Origin of the sequence: Pseudomonas sp. Pse79 (assembly GCF_024519615.1) — a bacterium.
GTDB classification, from domain to species: domain Bacteria; phylum Pseudomonadota; class Gammaproteobacteria; order Pseudomonadales; family Pseudomonadaceae; genus Aquipseudomonas; species Aquipseudomonas veronii.
Genome location: NZ_JALJRR010000004.1, coordinates 40,751 through 60,644, shown reverse-complemented (window position 1 = coordinate 60,644; position 19,894 = coordinate 40,751). Strand labels below are relative to the sequence as shown.

General features: G+C 62.2%; 19 protein-coding genes. 14 read left to right on the top strand and 5 right to left on the bottom strand.

Translation table 11 applies throughout. The annotated features are described in order from the left end of the window. Positions 1 to 82 precede the first annotated feature (82 nt). Genes asd through NR164_RS07355 form a run of 3 tightly spaced genes read right to left on the bottom strand, consistent with a single transcriptional unit; the run spans position 83 to position 3,368 of the window. A complete protein-coding gene (gene asd, locus NR164_RS07365) occupies positions 83 to 943 on the bottom strand; it encodes an archaetidylserine decarboxylase (RefSeq protein ID WP_017849770.1) in 861 nt (286 codons plus the stop codon). A 16-nt stretch (positions 944 to 959) separates the two neighbouring features. Next, positions 960 to 1,775 carry a thiosulfate sulfurtransferase gene (gene rhdA, locus NR164_RS07360; protein WP_017849769.1) on the bottom strand — a complete coding sequence of 272 codons (816 nt, stop codon included), beginning with the start codon at positions 1,773 to 1,775 and terminating at the stop codon, positions 960 to 962. A gap of 57 nt (positions 1,776 to 1,832) precedes the next feature. Beyond that, positions 1,833 to 3,368, bottom strand: coding sequence for an HDOD domain-containing protein (locus tag NR164_RS07355; RefSeq protein WP_046384912.1), 1,536 nt, complete (start codon positions 3,366 to 3,368; stop codon positions 1,833 to 1,835). Positions 3,369 to 3,534: 166 nt separating this feature from the next. Here NR164_RS07355 and motA point away from each other — a divergent pair, with 166 nt between their 5' ends. Both motA and motB read left to right on the top strand, forming a co-directional pair. Then, positions 3,535 to 4,386, top strand: a complete 852-nt coding sequence (gene motA / locus NR164_RS07350) for a flagellar motor stator protein MotA (RefSeq protein ID WP_017849767.1) — start codon at positions 3,535 to 3,537, stop codon at positions 4,384 to 4,386. A 3-nt stretch (positions 4,387 to 4,389) separates the two neighbouring features. After that, the gene (gene motB, locus NR164_RS07345; protein WP_046384910.1) at positions 4,390 to 5,400 is read left to right on the top strand and encodes a flagellar motor protein MotB; all 1,011 of its coding nucleotides are present in this window, start codon (positions 4,390 to 4,392) and stop codon (positions 5,398 to 5,400) included. Positions 5,401 to 5,449: 49 nt separating this feature from the next. Here the strand turns inward: motB and rsgA are convergent, their stop codons facing one another. Beyond that, positions 5,450 to 6,481: a small ribosomal subunit biogenesis GTPase RsgA gene (gene rsgA, locus NR164_RS07340; protein WP_017849765.1), complete on the bottom strand. Its 1,032-nt coding sequence runs from the start codon at positions 6,479 to 6,481 to the stop codon at positions 5,450 to 5,452. Positions 6,482 to 6,589: 108 nt separating this feature from the next. On the opposite strand from rsgA, the gene orn reads away from it, so the two are divergent. Further along, positions 6,590 to 7,132, top strand: a complete 543-nt coding sequence (gene orn, locus NR164_RS07335) for an oligoribonuclease (protein WP_017849764.1) — start codon at positions 6,590 to 6,592, stop codon at positions 7,130 to 7,132. An 89-nt stretch (positions 7,133 to 7,221) separates the two neighbouring features. Beyond that, positions 7,222 to 7,839 carry a trimeric intracellular cation channel family protein gene (locus tag NR164_RS07330; protein ID WP_169850564.1) on the top strand — a complete coding sequence of 206 codons (618 nt, stop codon included), beginning with the start codon at positions 7,222 to 7,224 and terminating at the stop codon, positions 7,837 to 7,839. Here NR164_RS07330 and queG read toward each other — a convergent pair. Next, complete coding sequence (queG, locus tag NR164_RS07325; protein WP_177031444.1) at positions 7,833 to 8,900, bottom strand: tRNA epoxyqueuosine(34) reductase QueG; 1,068 nt, start codon at positions 8,898 to 8,900, stop codon at positions 7,833 to 7,835. The genes NR164_RS07330 and queG overlap by 7 nt on opposite strands. Before the next feature lie 63 nt (positions 8,901 to 8,963). On the opposite strand from queG, the gene NR164_RS07320 reads away from it, so the two are divergent. From NR164_RS07320 to NR164_RS07275, 10 genes are all read left to right on the top strand, one after another. Next, positions 8,964 to 9,824, top strand: coding sequence for an NAD(P)H-hydrate dehydratase (locus NR164_RS07320; RefSeq protein ID WP_169864666.1), 861 nt, complete (start codon positions 8,964 to 8,966; stop codon positions 9,822 to 9,824). Next, positions 9,812 to 10,282, top strand: coding sequence for a tRNA (adenosine(37)-N6)-threonylcarbamoyltransferase complex ATPase subunit type 1 TsaE (gene tsaE / locus NR164_RS07315; RefSeq protein WP_046490714.1), 471 nt, complete (start codon positions 9,812 to 9,814; stop codon positions 10,280 to 10,282). The genes NR164_RS07320 and tsaE overlap by 13 nt, the downstream gene beginning before the upstream one ends. Before the next feature lie 15 nt (positions 10,283 to 10,297). Continuing rightward, positions 10,298 to 11,719 (top strand): N-acetylmuramoyl-L-alanine amidase, encoded by a 1,422-nt coding sequence (locus tag NR164_RS07310; protein WP_046384906.1) that lies wholly within the window; start codon positions 10,298 to 10,300, stop codon positions 11,717 to 11,719. Next, positions 11,719 to 13,632 carry a DNA mismatch repair endonuclease MutL gene (gene mutL, locus NR164_RS07305; RefSeq protein WP_017849758.1) on the top strand — a complete coding sequence of 638 codons (1,914 nt, stop codon included), beginning with the start codon at positions 11,719 to 11,721 and terminating at the stop codon, positions 13,630 to 13,632. The genes NR164_RS07310 and mutL overlap by 1 nt, the downstream gene beginning before the upstream one ends. Beyond that, complete coding sequence (gene miaA, locus NR164_RS07300) at positions 13,632 to 14,603, top strand: tRNA (adenosine(37)-N6)-dimethylallyltransferase MiaA (protein ID WP_017849757.1); 972 nt, start codon at positions 13,632 to 13,634, stop codon at positions 14,601 to 14,603. Before mutL ends, miaA begins: the two co-directional genes overlap by 1 nt. Before the next feature lie 94 nt (positions 14,604 to 14,697). Beyond that, complete coding sequence (gene hfq / locus NR164_RS07295) at positions 14,698 to 14,958, top strand: RNA chaperone Hfq (RefSeq protein ID WP_017849756.1); 261 nt, start codon at positions 14,698 to 14,700, stop codon at positions 14,956 to 14,958. 12 nt (positions 14,959 to 14,970) lie between these two features. Continuing rightward, positions 14,971 to 16,272, top strand: a complete 1,302-nt coding sequence (hflX, locus tag NR164_RS07290) for a ribosome rescue GTPase HflX (RefSeq protein WP_046384903.1) — start codon at positions 14,971 to 14,973, stop codon at positions 16,270 to 16,272. Positions 16,273 to 16,368: 96 nt separating this feature from the next. Next, positions 16,369 to 17,544, top strand: coding sequence for an FtsH protease activity modulator HflK (gene hflK / locus NR164_RS07285; RefSeq protein ID WP_017849754.1), 1,176 nt, complete (start codon positions 16,369 to 16,371; stop codon positions 17,542 to 17,544). After that, positions 17,544 to 18,410 carry a protease modulator HflC gene (gene hflC, locus NR164_RS07280; RefSeq protein ID WP_046384902.1) on the top strand — a complete coding sequence of 289 codons (867 nt, stop codon included), beginning with the start codon at positions 17,544 to 17,546 and terminating at the stop codon, positions 18,408 to 18,410. Before hflK ends, hflC begins: the two co-directional genes overlap by 1 nt. A 280-nt stretch (positions 18,411 to 18,690) precedes the next feature. Further along, positions 18,691 to 19,878 (top strand): ATP phosphoribosyltransferase regulatory subunit, encoded by a 1,188-nt coding sequence (locus NR164_RS07275; RefSeq protein ID WP_017849752.1) that lies wholly within the window; start codon positions 18,691 to 18,693, stop codon positions 19,876 to 19,878. Positions 19,879 to 19,894 lie beyond the last annotated feature (16 nt).

The following is a 19,894-nucleotide window of genomic DNA, read 5'->3' as shown; positions in this document are numbered from 1 at the left end:
GTGGTTCAGCTACAAATAAGTGACTGAGCCACCGCTATCGGGGGCAAGCCCCCTCCCACATTGGATCTTTGCAGGTTTCGGATCAGGCTTTCGGCAGTGCGATACCCTGGCCCATCTGCACTGGCGAACCCGCCACCAGTGTTTCTGCCCACTGCACCTGATCCGGCCCGAACAGCACGATCGCGGTCGAACCCAGCTTGAAGCGACCCAGCTCTGCGCCTTTCTCCAGGTGAATCGGCGCACGCGCGGCTTCGTCGTAGCGGAAGGTTTTCAGCTCGCGCTTGGGCGGCGTGACCAGGCCGGCCCACACGGTTTCGATCGACGCCACAATCATCGCGCCCACCAACACCACGGCCATCGGGCCGCGTTCGGTGTCGAACAGGCAGACAACCCGCTCGTTACGCGCAAACAGCTCCGGCACGTTTTCGGCGGTGGTCTGGTTGACCGAGAAAATCCGCCCTGGCACGTAGACCATCTCGCGCAAGGTGCCCGCCAGTGGCATATGCACCCGGTGGTAGTCTTTCGGCGACAGGTAAATGGTGGCGAAATCGCCGCCCATGAACGGCGCAGCCATGGCCGCATCGCCGCCCAGCAATTCCAGCACGCTGAAACTGTGGCCCTTGGCCTGGAACACGCGACCATGCTCGATCGGGCCGAGCTGGCTGACTGCGCCATCGGCTGGGCTCAGCACGGCGCCCGGGGTTTGATCGAGTGGGCGCGCGCCGTCTTTCAGGGCGCGGGTGAAGAACGCGTTGAAGTGTTCGTAGGCGCTCAGGTCTTCAACCAGGGCCTGGGACATGTCCACTTGATAGCGCTTGGCGAACCAGGCGGTGAAGGCGTTCTTGAACCAGCGCACGCGGCACTCGGCAATGCAGCCGGCCAGGCGCGACAGCAAGTGGTGCGGCAGCAAGTACTGGCTGAGGATGAACAACTGCTTTTTCATTAACTGTCCTTAAACCTTAAATCTCGACGGGGGTGTCGGGGTGGTTGCCCCATTCGCCCCAGGAACCGGCATAACCTTTGACTCGCGGATAACCGAGCGCCTTGGCCACCAGGTAGGTGAAGCCAGAGCGGTGATGAGTCTGGCAGTGGGTGATGATTTCTTTGTCGCGGGTCAGCCCGAGGTTTTCGAGGATCTGCGGCATGTCGCGGCGGATGCGCAGGTTGCGCGCCTTGTCCATGCCGGCAGTCCACTCGAAGTTCACGGCGCCGGGGATGTGACCGCCCTTGGCTGCCAGGACCTTTTCGCCGGAATATTCCAGCGGGCCGCGTGCGTCCCAGATGCCCAGGTCGGCGGCGCCGAGACGGCTTTGCAGGTATTCGCGGGTCGCGGTGGGGCCGTCATGCAGGGTGAGGCTGACAGGCCCGCCAGCCGGGGCCGGCACCTCGGTGGACAGCGGGAGCGGGTCTGCCAGCCACGCCAGCAGGCCGCCGTCGAGGTAGTGGTATTTCGTGTGGCCGATCACGTCGAGCAGCCAGATGAAACGTCCGGCCCAGCCACCGCCTTCGTCGTCGTAGACCACGTAGGTCGCGTCCGGGGTGTGGCCCAGTTCGCCGAACAGTTTTTCCAGGTCTGCCTTGTTCGGCAACAGGCCGGGGGCTGGCGGCTGGCCCAGTTGGGTGCGCTTGGGGTCAACGAAATGCGCGCCGGGGATATGCCCTTCGGCGTAGCGGGCGGCGCTGGTGAGGTCCACCAGAATCAGTTGGTCGGCATCAAGGCGGCCAAGCAGGTCGCTGGGTTCGATCACCAGCGGCAAGCCAGAGAAGTCAGGCATGTGAGGTCTCCTGGGCACAAATGTTGGCGATAAAAGAGGGCGATTGTAGCGCAAGCATCAGCCGGTGCGGTTGGTAAAGCTGTGCAGGGCTTTCTCGATGCATTGAGCGGTTTTGCCGAAGGCCTGCACGGTGGTTTCCGAGAACGGCCCGCCGCCCTGGTCGGCGATCATCAGCATGACCACCCGGCCGTTGCAGCTCAGTGAGCGCAACAGCAGGTGTTCACCGTTGAACAGGCGACGCAGGATCGGCGGCAACAGGGCGGCAAATTGCGCGTGATTGTCGGGCGTGAGGCGCACCTGGGCGGATTTTTCCAGCATGCGTTGCAGCAGCGTGCTGTTGACCACGTCGAGGCTCAAGTTGGCGGCGTCCTTCGGCAGGCCGGCGGCCTGGTGGACGCGCAGGGTGCTTAGGGCGCGATCGGCCATGAACAGCAAGACGCGCTGCATGCCGCTGGCCTCCAGGGCTTCCTTGGCGCAGGTGGTCAGGTGCATGGCGTTGGCGAAGCGGCTTGGCTCCACCAGCAGTTCGGTGCAACGGCTGCGCCAGACGGCCAGGGCCTCGGCGGTCGGCGGCGGTGCGGGCAGCAGGCCACGATGGATTTTCTGTACATTCCACGGCCAGATCAGCGACAGCGCCGGGTGCCAGAGGTCGGGCATCAGGGTTGCGCGAGCGCTGATCACCGCTTGCTGGTGAACCTGTTGCTGCACCTCGCTCAACGGCTGTTGCAGGTACAGCGCGGTGAGGTATTGCCAGCGCTCGGTATGCGGGCAGGTCCAGGATTCCTGGGCCGACATCGCCAGGCCGTTGGCCAGCAACACCGTATTGGCCGGCTGGTTCAGCCAGCGCCGCAAACTGGGTTCGGCATCCAGCAGTTGTTGCTGGCGCAGTGGGTCGTCTTCCCGGGCGATGCGCAATGCCTTGACCAGCAAGCGTTGCTCGGTCAGCAGCAGGTGATAGCCCTGGGATACCCAGATCGGCAGGTGCCAGGTTTCGGTCAGGCCAAGGCACAGGTCGAGCAGGCGCACGCCGAACAATTCCTGTTCGACCTGACGCGCCGATTGGCCTTTGTGGATCACCCGCAGTTCCCATTCTTCCAGGAGCTTGGGGTAGGCCACCGCCATTGGCCACAACGGCGCCAGGAACAGCAGGCTGCCCCAATGAATGTCTTGCCACAACCGCGCCAGGCGGCTGGCGAACAAGCCGCTGGCTTGCTGCGACGCGTGGCGGCTGACCAGCACCAGTTGGCGAAAGGCAACGGGGATTTCATTCATCGGCACCGACGGCAGCCGTTCCAGCAGGTCCTCGGCGCGTTTGAGGCCGAGACGGTTAAGCGCCACCTCAAGGTTTTCTGCCGGTTCCGCCATGCTGCCATGGGTGTGGCTGTTGGCCTCGCGCATTACGCTGAGTACCAGCGACGGGCTGTTCTGCATCAGCTCGGCAATATCTCGCAAAGAACTGCGGCTATCGCGGATGGCTTTGCACACGCGCTCGTGGCTGGCCTGGGGGACGGGCAACCGGACTTCGTCCAGGCACTTGATCCAAGCGGCGAGAGAGATGGGTCTTACAGATGGGGCTGTCTTTTCATTGGCCATGATTGGGGCGCGATCATCACTTACTTCAACACGCCCTGAACGGGCCGAACTGGCTTTTCGCCTTGACGGCCTATAGTCTGGCGCAGTTTTGCCGATAAGTAGAACAAGAGTTTTTCAGTTACCCCAAATATGTCCATGAACCCGACGGCGCAAGTACAAAACCCCTATGGCTAAAATAATCGGCATCATCGTCGTCTTTGCAAGTGTGCTCGGTGGCTATGTCCTGTCTCACGGCAAGATTGCAGCGTTGATCCAGCCCTTCGAAGTGATGATTATTGGCGGCGCGGCATTCGGCGCATTCTTGCAGGCCAACCCCGGCTACATGACCATGCACGTGATCAAGAAGTCGCTGGGCATGTTCAGCTCGCGCTTCTCCCACACCTTCTACATGGAAGTGCTGGGCCTGGTTTATGAGATCCTCAACAAGAGTCGCCGTGAAGGCATGATGGCCATCGAAGCGGACATCGAAGACGCTGCAGCGAGCCCGATTTTCGCCAAATACCCGGCAGTGCTCAAAGACGAGCGCATGACCGCCTACATCTGCGATTACCTGCGCATCATGTCCTCCGGCAACATGGCCCCCCACGAGCTGGAAGGCCTGTTCGACATGGAACTGTTCAGCCTCAAGGAAGAGCTGGAGCACCCGTCCCACGCCGTCACCGGTATTGCCGACGGCATGCCCGGCTTCGGTATCGTTGCGGCGGTACTCGGTATCGTGGTGACCATGGCCTCCCTCGGCGAGGGCGACCAGGCGGCCATCGGCATGCACGTAGGTGCGGCGCTGGTGGGTACGTTCTTCGGTATTCTCGCGGCCTACGGTTTCTTCGGTCCGCTCGCCACCTCCCTGGCCCACGATGCCAAGGAAGAAGTCAATCTGTATGAAGCGATCAAGGCCAGCCTGGTGGCTTCGGCCTCCGGCATGCCGCCTTCGCTGGCGGTGGAATTCGGTCGCAAGGTGCTGTACCCGAAACATCGCCCGAGCTTTGCCGAGTTGGAACAAGCGGTTCGCGGTCGCTAAGCCATGGAAAACAACCAGCCGATAATCATCAAGCGCGTCAAGCGCTTCGCTGCGGGGCACCATGGTGGCGCCTGGAAAATCGCCTTCGCCGACTTTGCAACGGCGATGATGGCGTTCTTCCTGGTGCTGTGGCTGATGTCCACCGCGACCCCCGAACAGAAGATCGCCATCGCCGGTTACTTCAAAGACCCGATCGGCTTCTCGGAAAGCGGCACACCCTTCGTGATCGACCTGGGCGGTTCGCCGCAGTTGGCGCCGGAGCGCACCATCAACCCTGAGGTCAAGACCGAGGCGCCGCAGGAAAAAATTCCGATCGAGCGCGACACCGTCGAGAGCCTGGCCGAACAGGTCGAGCAGGAACGCCTCGAATTGTTGCTGAAGGAATTGCAGACCAAGGTCGAAGAAAACCCGCAGTTGCTGAAATTCAAGGATCAGATTTCCTTCGAGATCACGCCGGATGGCTTGCGCATCCAGATCACCGACGCCGCCAACCGGCCGATGTTCGACTCTGGCAGTGCGCGGTTGAAGCCGTACTTTGAAGACATCCTGCTGGCCATGGCCGACACCATCAAGGCGGTGCCGAACAAGATCAGCATCAGCGGCCACACCGATGCCAAGCCGTATTCGGGGCAGGGCGACTTCGGCAACTGGGAGCTTTCGGCCAACCGCGCCAACGCCGCCCGACGTGCGCTGGTGGCCGGCAGCTATCCGGACTCGCAGGTGGCGCGGGTGGTGGGTTTCGCCTCGTCGCAGCTGTTTGATCCGAAGGACCCGTTCAACCCGATCAACCGTCGGATCGATATCGTCGTGCTGACCAAAAAGGCCCAGCGCGCGATTGAAGGTGATCAGCCGCCACCGCCCCCAGATACGGGCACGCAGGGCGGTGCACCGGCCGACCCGAACGCGATCCCGCCGGGGCAGGAGCCGTTGCCGGCGCATGAGCTGCGGCAGAAGCTGAACCTGTTCGAAGGTGGCGGGATGAAAGACCCTACGGTGCCGGGTACGGGATCGTAAGCTGTATACGACAAGGCCGCGATAAACGCGGCCTTGTCGTATGTGCTGTTTAGTAACTGCTCTCGGGCAAACTCGCAATAATCGACCGATAGCTGTTCATCCGTTGCTGCTGCACGCGGCCATCTTCCAACGCCTTGAGCAGGGCACAACCGGGTTCGCGGTCGTGTTTGCAGTCGCGGAAGCGGCAGGTGCCGATCAGGTCGTTGAACTCGATGAAGCCGGCTTCCACGTCGCTGCGGCTGACATGGCCGAGGCCGAATTCACGAATGCCCGGGGAGTCGATCAGCTCACCGCCGCCAGGGAAGTGGAACAACCGCGCGGTGGTGGTGGTGTGGGTGCCCTGGCCGGACAGCTCCGACAGCGGGCCGACACGGGTGTCGACTTCCGGCAGCAGGCTGTTGACCAGCGAGGACTTGCCCACGCCAGACTGGCCGACGAACACGCTGATGCGCCCGTCCAACTGGTGTTGCAGCTGTTCCATGCCATTGCCGTGATGGGCCGACACTTCCAGCACCGGGTAACCCAGGGTGCGGTAGACCGCCAGCAACGCGTTGAGCGCCGGGGCGTTCTGTTCGTCGATCAAGTCGAATTTGTTCAGCAGCAACAGCGGGCGAATGCCGGCATGCTCGGCGGCGACCAGGTAACGGTCGATCAGGTTGGCATGAGGCTCGGGCAGCGGTGCGAAGACGATGACGATCATGTCGACGTTGGCCGCCACCGGCTTCAACTGGCCGCGGCTGTCGGGACGGCGCAGTTCGGTGGTGCGGGGCAGTTGCGCGACGATCACGCCGATGCCTTGGTTGCCGGCACGCCACACCACTCGGTCGCCGGTCACCAGCGCCGGCAGGTTGGCACGCAGGTGGCAGCGGAAGACCTGGCCGGCGAGTTCGCCTTCGAGCGCCTCGACCTCGACCTGCACACCAAAGTGCGCGATCACCAGGCCCGTTTGTTCGGGGCCCAGGTCGCCGCCCTCGAGCGCTTCCACGGCGGAGGATTCACGTTTGGCGGCGCGTGCGGCGCGTTCGCCCTGAATCTTTTCGATGCGCCAGTTTTGGCGACGGTTGAGCTGGCGTTTGGCCATTGGTGTTCCGTATCGATAATGCAAAGGTTGGGTGAAACGGTCGCGAGTCTAGCACGGCCCCGCCTGCTAAACTGCGCAGCTACGCCAAGGTGCCAAGAGAATCAAGCCATGCAAAACCCACAGAATCTGATTTGGATCGATCTGGAAATGACCGGTCTGAACCCCGACACCGACGTCATCATCGAGATGGCGACCATTGTCACCGACAGCAACCTCAACACCTTGGCCGAAGGTCCGGTGATCGCCATCCACCACAGCGACGCCGTCCTCGCCACCATGGACGAGTGGAACACCCGCACCCACGGCAACTCCGGCCTGACCCAGCGCGTGCGCGACAGCCGTGTCAGCATGGCCGAAGCCGAAGCCGAAACCATCGCCTTCCTGGAAAAGTGGGTGCCCAAGGGCAAGTCGCCGATCTGCGGTAACAGCATCTGCCAGGACCGCCGCTTTCTTTATAACCACATGAAGGCGCTGGAAAGCTACTTCCACTACCGCAACCTGGATGTGTCCACGCTCAAGGAACTGGCCGCGCGCTGGGCGCCGGAAGTCAAAGACAGCTTCCATAAAGGCAGCACTCATTTGGCGCTGGATGACATTCGTGAGTCGATCGCCGAGTTGCAGCACTACCGCAAGCACTTCATCAAGGCTTGATGCTGGGGGCGCCTCGGTCTTTCGCCAAGCGCCCTCTTTTGGTGCCGTCAGCAAATGATTAGACTGCGCGCCTCTTTGTAAGGATCGCCATCATGCTGCTGATGCTCTACCTTGTCGCCATCACCGCCGAAGCTATGACTGGCGCCTTGTCTGCCGGTCGGCGCGGCATGGATTGGTTTGGCGTGGTGCTGATCGCCTGCGTGACGGCGTTGGGTGGCGGTTCGGTGCGCGATGTGCTGCTCGGGCATTACCCGCTGACCTGGGTCAAGCACCCGGAATACCTGGTGCTGACCTCCGTCGCCGCGCTGGTGACGATCTTTATCGCGCCGCTGATGCGCCGCCTGCGCTCGCTGTTTCTGGCGCTGGATGCCGTGGGGTTGGTCGCCTTTACCCTGATCGGCTGCATGACCGCCCTGGAAATGGGCCACGGTATGTTGGTAGCGTCGGTCAGTGGCGTGATCACCGGGGTGTTCGGTGGGATCCTGCGGGATATTTTCTGCAACGACATCCCGCTGATCTTTCGCCGTGAGCTGTACGCCAGCGTGTCATTCCTCGCCGCTTGGTTCTACTTGCTGTGCCTTTACCTGCAATTGCCGGGCGAGCAGGCGATTATGCTCACCCTGTTCAGCGGCTTTCTCCTGCGTCTGCTGGCGATCCGTTTTCACTGGGAAATGCCCAAGTTCATCTACAACGACGACGTTCACTGATGCTCGGCGTGCTGCTTCAACGCCCATTCCACATGTTCGCGCACCAGCTCCGACGGATAGTCCCGGCGCGCCTTCAAGGCTTCCAGCACCGGAATGCTCGATGGCGCATTGCCCAGGCCTACCGCCAGGTTGCGCAGCCAGCGCTCGTAACCTGCGCGGCGTAGGGGCGAGCCTTCGGTGCTGCTGAGGAATTTTTCCTCGTCCCACATGAACAGTTCGGCCAGTTGTGCGTTATCCAGGTTGTGCCGTGGCTTGAAATCGCTTTCGGCGGTGGTGCGGGCGAAACGATTCCATGGGCAAACGATCTGACAGTCATCGCAACCGAAAACCCGGTTGCCGATCAGCGGGCGCAAGTCTTCGGGGATCGCGCTCTTGAGTTCGATGGTCAGATAGGAAATGCAGCGCCGCGCGTCCAGCACGTAGGGCCCGACGAACGCGTTGGTCGGGCAGATATCCAGACAGGCGGTACAGCGGCCGCAGTGCTCGGTGGCGTGGGGCGGATCGACCGGCAGCGGCACGTCGACAAACAGCTCGCTGAGGAAGAAGTAGCTGCCGGCCTTGCGATTGAGGACCAGGGTGTTTTTGCCGATCCAGCCCAGCCCGGCTTTCTCGGCGATGGCTTTCTCCAGCACCGGCGCGCTGTCGACAAAGGCGCGAAAGCCGAAGGGGCCGATTTGTGCCTGGATGCGTTCGGCCAGTTGCTGCACGCGCTTGCGGATCAGTTTGTGGTAGTCGCGGCCCAGGGCGTAACGGGAGATGTAGGCTTTTTCCGGTTGGGCCAGCCGTTGCGCCATGTGCGTGTCGCCGGGCAGGTAATCCATGCGCAGTGAGACTACGCGCAAGGTGCCCGGCACCAATTCATCGGGGTGCGAGCGTTTGCTGCCGTGGGCGCCCATGTATTCCATCTCGCCGTGGTAGCCCGCGTCGAGCCAGCGTTGCAGGTGCTGTTCATGCTCGGCCAGGTCCAGGCCGCTGATGCCGACTTGTTGAAAGCCCAGCTCGCGGCCCCAGTCTTTGATCGATTGGGCGAGCGCAGGCAGATCGGAAGTAATAGCAGGCATGAGACACGGGAAACCACAGGTTAGATGAGTATAATTCTGCCAGACATCGGAGCTTGAAGACGCATGCCGCAGACAAAACACGCAATAACCGACGTTCAGCCCCTGTTGCCCGGCAATTTGCCGCAACTGGCTGCGCGTTCCCCGGACGCCCATAAAGGCCGTTTCGGTCATCTGCTGGTCATCGGCGGCGACCGAGGCTTTGGCGGCGCTGCGTTGCTCAGTGCCGAAAGTGCGCTGCGCAGCGGGGCGGGCATGGTGTCCCTGGCGACTCGCCTTGAACATGTGCCCGCCGCGCTGGCGCGCCTGCCGGAAGTCATGAGCGTCGGCGTGAGTTCGGCCAACCAATTGATGGGTTTGCTGGAAAAGATCTCGGTTATCGTCATTGGCCCGGGCCTGGGCCATGCCGCCTGGGGCAAGAGCCTGCTGTCCGTCGCCGCCAACGCCAAGCAGCCGCAAGTCTGGGACGCGGATGCCTTGAACCAGCTGGCGACCGGCAGCGTCAGCCTTCCCGCCAACTGCGTGATCACCCCGCATCCGGGCGAAGCGGCGCGCTTGATGGGTATTTCGACAGCTGAGGTTCAGGCGGATCGTCTTAAGGTTGCGCGCGCGTTGAGCCAGAAATTCAATGCAGTGGCTATTCTCAAGGGGGCGGGCAGTCTGATCGCCTGCCCGGACGGTCGCGTCGCGCGATGTGACCAAGGCCATCCGGCCATGGCGACCGCAGGGCTCGGCGATGTGTTGGCCGGCCTGGTGGGCGCGTTACTGGCACAAGGCATGCCCGCTTATGAAGCCGGCTGCCTGGCCGTGTGGCTGCACGCCACGGCGGGAGCCCGGCAGGGCACCTTTGGCCGCGGCCTGGCGGCCAGTGACCTGATACCTGCCATCCGTCAATTGCTCGAGGAACAGTCGCCGTGTCTGAAGTAAACCTTTTCCTGGCGGATGAAGCGGCAATGGTCGCCTTCGGTCATCGGATTGCCCAGGTGACAGGCGGCGCGGGGCTGATCTTTCTCGAGGGCGACCTGGGGGCGGGCAAGACCACACTGTCGCGGGGCATCATTCGCGGGTTGGGCCATGCTGGGGCGGTGAAAAGTCCGACCTTTACGCTGGTCGAACCTTATGAGATCGGGGCGACAAGGGCCTTCCACTTTGATCTCTATCGTCTGGTGGACCCCGAAGAGCTGGAGTACATGGGGATTCGGGATTATTTCGAGGATGACGCGCTGTGCCTGATCGAGTGGCCAGATAAAGGCACAGGCTTTTTGCCAAAGCCGGACCTGACCATTACCATTACGCCGCATGAGCACGGACGTCGGCTGAAGTTGTTGCCCCAGGGTGCGCGCGGTGAGTCGTGGTGCGCTGCTCTGGCATTGGAATTCAAATAATTGGTGGGGTTAGGTATGCGCTTTCGCGCGTTGGTTGCTGTCGTAGGGGTGTTGCTTGCGGCAATGACTGTCAATGCTCTGGCTGCTTCACAGGTGAAGAGTGTTCGCCTGTGGCGAGCGCCGGATAACACGCGACTGGTGTTCGACCTGTCTGGCCCGGTCCAGCACAGCGTCTTTACCCTGACGGCGCCTGATCGCCTGGTGATCGACATCAACGGTGCGACCCTGGCCGCGCCGCTGAAAATCTCCACTGCCAACACGCCGATTACCAGCATGCGTTCGGCCCAGCGCACGCCGAGCGACCTGCGCGTGGTCATCGACCTGAAAAAGGCCGTGACCCCGAAAAGTTTCTCCCTGGCGCCCAACGCCCAATACGGCAACCGCCTGGTAGTCGACCTGTTCGACAACGCCGCCGATGCCGCACCGCCGCCCGCGCCGACGCCGAGCGTGGCGACCGTACCGGCCGTGCCGGTCAACCCGTCGCAACCGCAGGTCAAGTTGCCGCCGCCGCCGCCGGCGCCAGCGGGTAAACGCGACATCATCGTGGTGATCGACGCCGGTCACGGTGGTGAAGACCCGGGCGCTTCCGGTTCGCGTGGCCAGCATGAAAAAGACGTGGTGTTGGCCATCGCCCGTGAACTGCAGCGCCAGGTCAGCGGTATGAAAGGCTATCGCGCCGAGCTGACCCGTACCGGCGACTACTTCATCCCGTTGCGTGGCCGCACCGAAATCGCGCGCAAGAAGGGCGCCGACCTGTTCGTCTCGATCCACGCCGACGCCGCGCCGTCGGCCGCCGCCTTCGGCGCCTCGGTGTTTGCCCTGTCGGATCGCGGCGCCACGTCCGAGACGGCCCGCTGGCTGGCTGACAGTGAAAACCGTTCCGACTTGATCGGCGGGGCCGGCAACGTGTCCCTCGACGACAAAGACAAGATGCTCGCCGGTGTACTGCTCGACTTGTCGATGACCGCCTCGCTGACCTCCAGCTTGAACGTCGGGCAGAAAGTCCTGAGCAACATTGGCCGTGTGACATCGCTGCACAAACAACGCGTGGAGCAGGCCGGGTTCATGGTGTTGAAATCGCCGGACATCCCGTCGATCCTGGTGGAAACCGGGTTTATCTCCAACTCCAACGAAGCCTCGAAACTGGCCAGCGCCAGCCACCAGCAGGCATTGGCGCGTTCCATCAGCGCCGGCGTGCGCCAGTTCTTCCAGCAGAACCCGCCGCCGGGCACGTATATCGCCTGGCTGCGCGACTCCGGGAAAATCGCCCAGGGCCCGCGTGACCATCGCGTCCAGCCGGGCGACACCCTGGCGATGCTGGCGGTGCGTTTCCAGGTGTCGCCTGCGACGTTGCGCAGCGCCAATAACCTGAAAACCGATGAGCTGAAAGTCGGCCAGGTGTTGACCATCCCCGGCACTGAATTGGCGGCACAGTAATGAGCGAATCGATCCTCAACAGCGGCTCGCGCATCGAACTGCTCAGCCCGCGCCTTGCCAACCAGATTGCGGCGGGCGAGGTGGTCGAGCGGCCGGCGTCGGTGATCAAGGAGTTGCTGGAAAACAGCATCGACTCCGGTGCCAAGCGCATCGATGTCGATGTGGAGCAAGGTGGCGTCAAGCTGCTGCGGGTGCGTGACGACGGCAGCGGCATCTCCTCCGATGACCTGCCGTTGGCCCTGGCGCGGCACGCCACCAGCAAGATTCGCGACCTGGAAGACCTTGAGCGGGTGATGAGCCTGGGCTTTCGCGGTGAGGCCCTGGCCTCGATCAGTTCCGTGGCGCGCCTGACGCTGACCTCCCGCACGCGCAGCGCCGACCAGGCCTGGCAAGTGGAAACCGAAGGCCGCGACATGGCGCCTCGGGTCCAGCCGGCTGCGCATCCGGTGGGCACTTCGGTGGAGGTGCGCGACCTGTTCTTCAACACCCCGGCGCGGCGCAAATTCCTCAAGGCCGAGAAAACCGAATTCGATCACCTGCAGGAAGTCATCAAGCGCCTGGCCCTGGCGCGCTTCGACGTGGCATTCCACCTGCGCCACAACGGCAAGACCATCCTCAGCCTGCACGAAGCCAACGACGACGCCGCGCGCGCTCGGCGGGTGGCGGCGGTGTGCGGCGCGGGGTTCCTGGAGCAGGCGCTGCCGATTGAAATCGAACGCAATGGCCTGCGCCTATGGGGTTGGGTGGGGCTGCCGACGTTCTCCCGCAGCCAGGCGGACTTGCAGTATTTCTTTGTGAATGGCCGGGCGGTGCGCGACAAGCTGGTGGCCCACGCGGTGCGCCAGGCGTATCGCGACGTGCTGTTCAATGGGCGGCATCCGACGTTTGTGCTGTTTTTCGAGGTCGACCCATCGGTGGTCGACGTCAACGTACACCCGACCAAGCATGAAGTGCGCTTCCGTGACGGGCGCATGGTGCATGACTTCCTCTACGGCACCTTGCACCGCGCGCTGGGCGATGTGCGCCCGGATGACCAACTGTCCGCGCCGATCGTGACGGCGGTGGTTCGTCCGAGCGGCCCGCAAGCCGGCGAGTTCGGCCCGCAGGGCGAAATGAGTCTGGCGGGCAACCTGCTGCAGTCGCCGCAACCCCAGCCGAGCTACACGGCGCCAGGTTCGGGTTCGGGGGCGGGCTATCAGTATCAATACACCCCGCGTCCGCAATCGGCGGTGCCGGCGGCCGAGGCCCAGGCGGCCTATCGTGAATTCTTTGCGCCGCTGCCGGGCGCCGAGCCGAGCGCGGTCGCGTTGCCCGAAGGTGGCGGGGATATTCCGCCACTGGGCTATGCATTGGCGCAGCTCAAGGGTATCTACATCCTCGCGGAAAACGCCCACGGCCTAGTACTGGTGGACATGCACGCGGCCCACGAACGGATCATGTACGAGCGTCTGAAAATTGCCATGGCCAGCGAAGGCCTGAGCGGTCAGCCGTTGTTGGTGCCGGAATCCCTGGCGGTCAGCCAGCGCGAAGCCGATTGTGCCGAAGAGCACGCCAGCGTGTTCCAGAAACTCGGTTTTGAGCTGCAACGCCTGGGCCCGGAAACGCTGGCGATCCGCCAGATTCCCGCGTTGCTCAAGCAAGCCGAGGCCAACCGGTTGGTGGCCGACGTCTTGGCGGACCTGATGGAATACGGCACCAGTGACCGTATCCAGGCGCACATCAACGAGCTGCTCGGCACCATGGCCTGCCACGGCGCGATCCGCGCCAATCGCCGCCTGGCCTTGCCGGAAATGAACGGCCTGCTGCGCGACATGGAAAACACCGAGCGCAGCGGACAATGCAACCATGGCCGACCGACCTGGACCCAAATGGGCCTGGACGATCTGGACAAACTGTTCTTGCGCGGCCGCTGATGAGTGCCTTGCCCCCCGCGATCTTCCTGATGGGCCCCACGGCCGCCGGCAAGACCGACCTGGCTATCGAGCTGAGCAAAGTGCTGCCCTGCGAGCTGATCAGCGTCGACTCGGCCCTGGTTTATCGCGGCATGGACATCGGCACGGCCAAGCCTTCGAAGGAGTTGCTGGCGCAGTATCCGCACCGCTTGATCGACATCATCGACCCTGCGATGAGCTATTCGGCGGCGGATTTCCGCAGCGATGCCCTGGCGGCCATGGCCGATATCACCGCGCGCGGCAACATCCCGCTGCTGGTGGGCGGCACGATGCTCTACTACAAGGCTTTGCAGGAAGGCCTGGCGGATATGCCGCCGGCCGACGCCCAGGTGCGCGCCGAGCTTGAAGAAGAAGCGGCGCGCCTTGGCTGGCAAGCCCTGCACGAGCAACTGGCGGCGGTCGATCCGGTGTCCGCCGCGCGCATCCACCCCAACGATCCGCAGCGCCTGAGTCGAGCTCTGGAAGTCTGGCGGGTAAGTGGTCAGACCATGACCGAGCATCGGCAGCGACAATCTGCGCAAAGTGCTGACGCAGGCGCATCGGGGCGCTCACAATTGCCCTATACTGTGGCGAATCTGGCGATTGCTCCGGCAAATCGCCAGGTGCTGCATGAACGAATTGCACAAAGATTCACAATTATGTTGGAACAGGGGTTCGTGGAGGAGGTCGTAGCACTGCGTTCAAGAGGTGACCTGCATCCGGGGTTGCCTTCGATACGTGCTGTAGGCTATCGCCAAGTCTGGGATCATCTGGATGGCAAGCTGACGTCAGCCGAAATGCAGGAGCGCGGCATCATTGCCACGCGCCAATTGGCGAAGCGCCAGTTCACCTGGCTGCGCAGCTGGAGCGATTTGCACTGGCTGGACAGCCTGGACAGCGACAATCTGTCACGCGCCTTGAAATACTTGGGAACGGTCTCCATATTGAGCTGAGTCCTTGCAATTGCCGTCTATCCTTGGGGGTGTGACGGCCATAAGCTATTTATTTTCCGATTTTTTATTATTGATCCTTAAAGGAGTGCGGCACATGTCAAAAGGGCATTCGCTACAAGACCCTTACTTGAATACTTTACGTAAAGAGAAAGTGGGGGTTTCCATCTACCTGGTCAACGGTATCAAACTGCAAGGTACGATCGAATCGTTCGACCAGTTCGTTATCCTGCTGAAAAACACCGTCAGCCAAATGGTTTACAAGCACGCTATCTCGACAGTCGTTCCCGTCCGTCCAATCCGTCTGCCTAGCGCGACTGATGGCGAACAGGGTGACGCTGAGCCAGGTAACGCCTGATAGGAGTCTCCTTTGTTCTTTGAGCGCCACGGTGGTGGTGAGCGAGTGATCCTCGTTCACTTGGATGGACAGGACCCTGAGGCGCGCGAAGATCCGCAGGAGTTTCAGGAGTTGGCTAATTCGGCCGGCGCCGAGACCGTTGCGTTTTTTAACGTGCCGCGTCATCGGCCAACCGCCAAATACCTGATTGGCAGCGGCAAGGTCGAGGAACTGCGCGACCTGGTCCATGCCGAACAGGCCGATCTGGTGATCTTCAATCACATCCTCACGCCCAGTCAGGAACGTAACCTCGAACGTGTTTTCGAGTGTCGCGTGATCGACCGTACCGGCCTGATTCTCGATATTTTCGCCCAACGCGCCCGTACCCATGAGGGCAAGCTCCAGGTTGAACTGGCCCAGCTTGACCACATGAGCACCCGGCTGGTGCGCGGCTGGACTCACCTTGAACGTCAGGGTGGCGGTATCGGCATGCGTGGCCCGGGCGAGACCCAGCTGGAAACCGACCGGCGACTGTTGCGGGTTCGCCTGCGTCAGATCAAGGGCCGGCTGGAAAAAGTCCGCAGCCAGCGCGAACAATCGCGACGTGGCCGCAGCCGTGCGGATATCCCGACCGTTTCCCTGGTGGGTTACACCAACGCCGGCAAGTCCACGCTGTTCAACAACTTGACCAAGTCGGACGTGTACGCGGCCGACCAACTGTTCGCGACCCTCGACCCGACCCTGCGTCGCCTGGAACTGGCTGACCTGGGGCCGATCGTGCTGGCCGACACCGTGGGCTTTATTCGGCACTTGCCGCACAAGCTGGTCGAGGCGTTTCGGTCTACGCTCGAAGAGTCGAGCAACTCCGACCTGCTGTTGCACGTGATCGATGCGGCCGAGCCGGATCGCATGTTGCAGATTGAACAGGTGATGGTGGTGCTGGGCGAGATTGGTGCCCAGGACTTGCCCATCCTCGAGGTCTATAACAAACTCGATTTGCTTGAAGGCGTTGAGCCACAAATTCAGCGCGACGAGGACGGCAAGCCCCAGCGGGTCTGGCTGTCGGCGCGTGATGGCCGGGGCCTGGACTTGCTCGAGCAAGCGATTGCCGAGTTGCTCGGCAACGATTTGTTCGTCGGCACCTTGCGCTTGCCTCAGCGTTTTGCTCGACTGCGTGCACAGTTTTTCGAGCTGGGCGCGGTACAGAAAGAAGAACACGATGAAGATGGCGTCAGCTTGCTGGCCGTTCGATTGCCGCGCTCGGAGCTGAATCGGCTGGTCAGTCGCGAAGGCGTTGTACCGACAGAGTTCATCGAGCAACACACTTTGCAATAAAAGCCTGAGAAAGCGGTTGTGCCGCAGTAGCAGGCATTCTGTAGCATTGGTCGGCGCGCCGTGGGTGCGTCTTTGCTTTATCAGATGGAGAGCGCTATGGCTTGGAATGAGCCGGGTGGCAACTCGAATAATCAGGATCCTTGGGGTGGTAAGCGCCGCAATAATGGCGACCGCAAGGGGCCGCCGGATCTCGACGAGGCCTTCCGAAAGCTGCAGGAAAGCCTGAATGGGTTGTTCGGTGGTGGAAAAAAACGCGGTGGTGACGATGGCGGTCGCACAAGCAAGGGCGGCGGCTATGGCCTGCTGGGCCTTGGGCTTGTCGTGCTCGCGGCCGTGTGGCTGTACAGCGCGGTCTACGTGGTGGACGAGCAGGAGCAAGCCGTGGTGCTGCGCTTCGGCAAATACTACGAGACTGTCGGCCCGGGCCTGAACATCTACTTCCCGCCGATCGACAAGAAGTACATGGAGAACGTCACGCGTGAGCGTGCCTACACCAAGCAGGGCCAGATGCTGACCGAAGACGAGAACATCGTCGAAGTGCCGCTGACCGTGCAGTACAAGATCAGCAACCTGCAGGACTTCGTGCTGAACGTCGATCAACCTGAGATCAGTCTGCAACAGGCGACTGAGAGCGCCCTGCGCCACGTGGTGGGTTCCACCGCGATGGATCAGGTGCTCACCGAGGGTCGTGAATTGATGGCCAGCGAGATCAAGGAGCGCCTGCAACGGTTCCTCGACACCTATCGCACCGGTATCACCGTCACCCAGGTCAACATACAGAGCGCAGCGGCACCGCGTGAAGTGCAGGAAGCCTTCGATGACGTGATCCGCGCCCGTGAAGACGAGCAGCGTTCGCGCAACCAGGCTGAAACCTACGCCAACGGCGTCGTGCCGGAAGCCCGTGGTCAGGCCCAGCGCATCCTTGAAGATGCCAACGGTTACCGCGATGAAGTGGTCTCCCGCGCCAAAGGTGAGGCGGATCGCTTTACCAAGCTGGTCGCCGAGTACCGCAAGGCACCGGAAGTCACGCGTGAGCGTCTGTACCTGGACACCATGCAGGAAGTCTTCAGCAACACCAGCAAGGTTCTCGTGACCGGCGGCAAGGGTGGGCAGAACAACCTGCTGTACCTGCCGTTGGACAAGATGATCGAAGGTGGACGTAGTGGCGCCAGCGCACCGGCCACCGGTTCGAATGCCGCTGCCAACGAAGCGAGCGCCCGTGCGGCTGCTGACCTGCTGCAACAGCAAACACGTACCAGGGAGAGTCGTTGATGAACAATAAATCGCTGACCGCCCTGATTGTGGGCGTCGTCGTGGTCATCGCTGCCTGGAACTGCTTCTACATCGTCGCTCAGACCGAGCGTGCGGTGCTGCTGCAATTCGGTCGCGTGGTCCAGGCAGACGTCCAGCCGGGCCTGCATGTGAAAGTCCCCTACGTCAACCAGGTGCGCAAGTTCGACGCGCGCCTGATGACCCTGGATGCACCGACACAGCGTTTCCTGACCCTGGAAAAGAAAGCCGTGATGGTTGACGCCTACGCCAAGTGGCGCGTCAAGGATGCCGAGCGCTTCTACACCGCGACCTCCGGCCTCAAGCAGATTGCCGACGAGCGTTTGTCGCGTCGTCTGGAATCGGGCCTGCGTGACCAGTTCGGTAAACGCACCCTGCACGAGGTGGTGTCCGGTGAACGTGATGCGCTGATGGCGGATATCACCCGTTCGCTGAATACGATGGCGGAAAAAGAGCTGGGGATCGAAGTTGTCGATGTCCGGGTCAAGGCCATCGATCTGCCGAAGGAAGTGAACCGCAGCGTATTCGAGCGCATGAGCACCGAGCGTGAGCGTGAAGCGCGTGAGCACCGCGCCAAAGGTAACGAACTGGCCGAGGGTATCCGTGCGGATGCCGACCGTCAGCGTCGCGTACTGCTGGCCGAGGCCTATCGCGAGTCTGAAGAGGCGCGTGGTGACGGTGATGCGCAAGCCGCGTCGATCTACGCCAAAGCCTACGGCCAGGACCAGGAGTTCTACGCGTTCTACCGTAGCCTGCGTGCCTACCGTGAAAGCTTTGCGAACAAAACCGACGTCATGGTGCTGGACCCGAGCAGCGACTTCTTCCGCTACCTGGAAAAGTCCAAGTAACTCATTGTTCACTCCCGTCGGGCGGCTAAAACGCCTGGCGGGGTGATCCTTTGAGAAAACGGGTGTATGATGCGGCAGCCGGGAAATTCCCGGCTTTTTTGCGTCTGCATGTTTGATTCGGCAGGCGCGACAGGTTTTTCGAGGAAAGTGCCCGACGAGGCCGTTTGCAGGCCGTTCGTCACGTCGCTCTTGCGCGTGGTTTATGCCGGGGGCGGGCATTTTCTGCTTCACTCAAGGCTCGGCCGAGGGCTGGCCGCCCGGATCATAGGGGAATGGCGTAATGGCAACGGTAGACCGCTGGCTGCTGCCAGATGGCATCGAAGAAGTACTGCCACCAGAAGCTGCGCGCATTGAAGTAGCGCGTCGCCAGGTGTTGGATCTGTTCCAGAGCTGGGGTTACGAGTTTGTCGTGACCCCGCATATCGAGTACCTGGAATCCCTGCTGACCGGCGCGGGCCAGGACCTCGATCTGCGCACGTTCAAGGTCATTGACCCGCAATCGGGCCGGCAAATGGGGTTCCGTGCCGACATCACGCCGCAAGTGGCGCGCATTGATGCACACACCCTGCGTCGCGAAGGCCCGAGCCGCCTGTGCTATGCCGGCAGCGTGCTGCATGCAAAGCCGCGGGCGTTGTCGTCGTCGCGCAGCCCGATCCAGTTGGGCGCCGAGTTGTATGGCGATGCCAGCCCGAGCAGCGACGTGGAAGTCATCAGCCTGATGCTGGCCATGCTGCAACTGGCTGACGTGCCGGATGTCCACATGGACCTGGGCCACGTCGGTATCTACCGTGGCCTGGCGCGTGCGGCCGGTTTGTCGGGTGAAGTGGAGCAACAGTTGTTCGATGCCCTGCAGCGCAAGGCAATCGATGAAGTCGTCGCCTTGACCGAAGGCGTGCCGGCCGAACTGGCTGACATGCTGCGTGCGCTGGTGAACCTGTGCGGCGGCCGCGAAGTCCTGGACGCTGCCCGTGAGCGCCTGGCCAATGCGCCGGCGCCAGTATTGGCGGCACTGGATGACGTGCTGGCGATTGCCGCGCAGTTGTCGGCGAGGTTCCCGCAACTGCCGCTGTATTTCGACCTGGGCGAGTTGCGCGGTTACCACTACCACACCGGTGTGGTGTTCGCTGTGTTTGTGCCGGGTGTTGGCCAGGCCATCGCCCAAGGCGGTCGTTATGACGATATCGGCGCCGACTTCGGTCGTGCGCGTCCGGCCACCGGCTTTTCCACCGATTTGAAAACCCTGGTGACCCTGGGGCGTGCTGAGGTCGAGCTGCCGTCTGGTGGCATCTGGATGCCTGACAGTACGGACGCAGCACTCTGGCAGCAGGTTTGTCAGTTGCGCGGTGAGGGTCAGCGTGTCGTCCAGGCGTTGCCTGGGCAGCCATTGGCCGCCGCCCGTGAAGCGGACTGCGACCGGCAATTGATTCTGCAGAACGGGCTTTGGCAAGTATCGCCACTGGCTTCTTGAGTTTTCCTGCCGGCCA